This is a genomic window from Acidovorax sp. MR-S7 (assembly GCF_000400995.2).
In the GTDB taxonomy this organism is placed as follows: Bacteria; Pseudomonadota; Gammaproteobacteria; order Burkholderiales; family Burkholderiaceae_C; genus MR-S7.
The window spans coordinates 1-1,815 of the sequence record NZ_DF238906.1; the positions used below are offsets into that span (position 1 = coordinate 1).

Here is a 1,815-nt window from a genome sequence, read left to right on the forward strand (position 1 = left end):
CGCAAAGCCGCGCCAGCTCTTGCTCGACGCCATCGGAGTGCCGGTCATCAACACAGATTTGTGACAGAGCCTTGATTTTTGCCAACATTGCCTCCCGCTCGGCGACCTCTTTTTCGCTGAAGCCGATCCAGAATCCGCCGTTTTGCTGGAGATCCACATCGACCCCGGTGAGCTTACGGAGTTCGTCGGCAAGGGGGCTCCAATGGTCAACGGCGTCCCGGCTCCATCGGGAATAGCGGGGAAATCCGGCGCCCTTGCTCTGGAGCCAGACGAGGCCGAAGTTGCCGCGCGAAGCCCGGTGCGCCACATCGCCCTGGTCGAGCAGGGTCACTGGGCCACCGGACTTGGCAATACCGTATGCGATGGCGGCACCCACCAGCCCTCCGCCGACAACGATTGTTTCATTTGAAGACATAGATATTTTGGATATCTGCCGGGCAAAAGCTTTTTTCCGAAGAGGTTTGCTCAATTGAGCGTGATGTTGTTCCGCTTCACGACCTCGCCCCAGCGCGCACTATCGGCATTGAGCATTTGTCTGTAATCAGCAATGGAAGTGGGAGCTACTTTTGCGCCAAGCCGCTCGTGCTTCTTAATGACATCGGGGTCCGACAGCACGGCGTTGATTTCCCGGTGCAGTTTGTCGACGATGGCCTGCGGCATATTGGCAGGCCCCACGACACCGCCCCAGGTTTCCATTTCCAGATCCGGATAACCAGCCTCCCGTATGGTGGGGACGTTCGGCAGAAGAGGGGAACGATTGGGCCCCGTAATGGCCAGCGCGTTGATGCGTCCCGCTTTCACCTGCGGCTCCATCGACGTGAAATTGCTGAACATCATCTGGATCTGGCCCGCCGCCAGATCCAATTCAGCCGCAGGGGCACTCTTGTAAGGGACGTGGGTAATCTGAGCCCCGGAGAGGTTGGCAAACAATGCGCCAAGCACATGCAGCGCGGTGCCGTTGCCAGTGGACCCATAGAAAATCTCGCCAGGATGGGCTTTGGCGTAATTCACCAAGTCCGTAACACTCTTGATGGGGAGGGTTGGGCTCACGCCCAGCAGGTTGGGCTGCGTCCACTGCTTCGCGATAGGCGTGAAGCTTTTGGCGGGATCGTAAGGCAGTGATTTTGCGGTCAGTGCGGTAACGGTGTAGGTCGCGAGATTGGAGTTGCCAATCGTGTAACCATCCGGCGCGGCTTTGGCAACTGCATCAAGCCCAATGACCCCAGATGCACCTGGCTTATTGTCGATCACGATGGGCTGTCCCAGGCGCTTGCTGAGACCATCTGCCAGAACACGTGCAGTGCCGTCTGCGGCGCCTCCTGCTGCAGCATTCACGATAAACCGTATCGGTTTTTCAGGCCATTCTGCCTGTGCCGAGAAGCCGATCGAAATCAGGGTGGTGAAAGCCGCGGCGGCGATAAAGGGACGGCGCACAATTCTAGGCAGCATGGAAACTCTCCGTTCGACATGAATAACGACTGAGTTCTCATGGTAGGAATTGATCCTGCTGGCATCTATGGATGCTGGGTCAGCATCGCATGCTTAGATGTTATGTGTTCTGCGCTTGAAGCTGCTGCAACTAGGCGGATGAGTTCCTTGGCCGGGATGGAAAGCTTCGCGTCGCTCATGGCCGTCGCATAGACCGTGTAGCTGATCGGCGGATGCAGAGGCAGCGCCACTCCACCTCGTCTTTGGTGTTTTGCCGCCGTCATGGGGTCGACCACGGCAATACCCAGCCCCTCTAGAGCGTGTTATGAACTTGATAGCGCCTGCGGTAGATTCGCCCAATGGCAAGGCGTAAGCAGTATCCGACGG

3 protein-coding genes are annotated in these 1,815 nt (G+C 57.7%); all 3 read right to left on the bottom strand.

The genetic code is table 11. The annotated features are described in order from the left end of the window. The coding region (locus tag AVS7_RS05685) for an FAD-binding oxidoreductase (RefSeq protein ID WP_234449970.1) at window positions 1–469 on the bottom strand (469 nt) is incomplete at its 3' end. Further along, the gene (locus AVS7_RS05690; protein WP_024001008.1) at window positions 466–1,449 is read right to left on the bottom strand and encodes a tripartite tricarboxylate transporter substrate binding protein; all 984 of its coding nucleotides are present in this window, start codon (window positions 1,447–1,449) and stop codon (window positions 466–468) included. The genes AVS7_RS05690 and AVS7_RS05685, both read right to left, overlap by 4 nt. A gap of 65 nt (window positions 1,450–1,514) precedes the next feature. After that, entirely contained in the window at window positions 1,515–1,712 is a 198-nt protein-coding gene (locus tag AVS7_RS23500) for a hypothetical protein (protein WP_234449971.1), read from the bottom strand. Window positions 1,713–1,815 lie beyond the last annotated feature (103 nt).

Coding starts and splice junctions, on each gene's coding strand:
- AVS7_RS05690 (WP_024001008.1), bottom strand. CDS start 1,449: ATGCTGCCTAGAATTGTGCGCCGTCCCTTTATCGCCGCCGCGGCTTTC.
- AVS7_RS23500 (WP_234449971.1), bottom strand. CDS start 1,712: ATGACGGCGGCAAAACACCAAAGACGAGGTGGAGTGGCGCTGCCTCTG.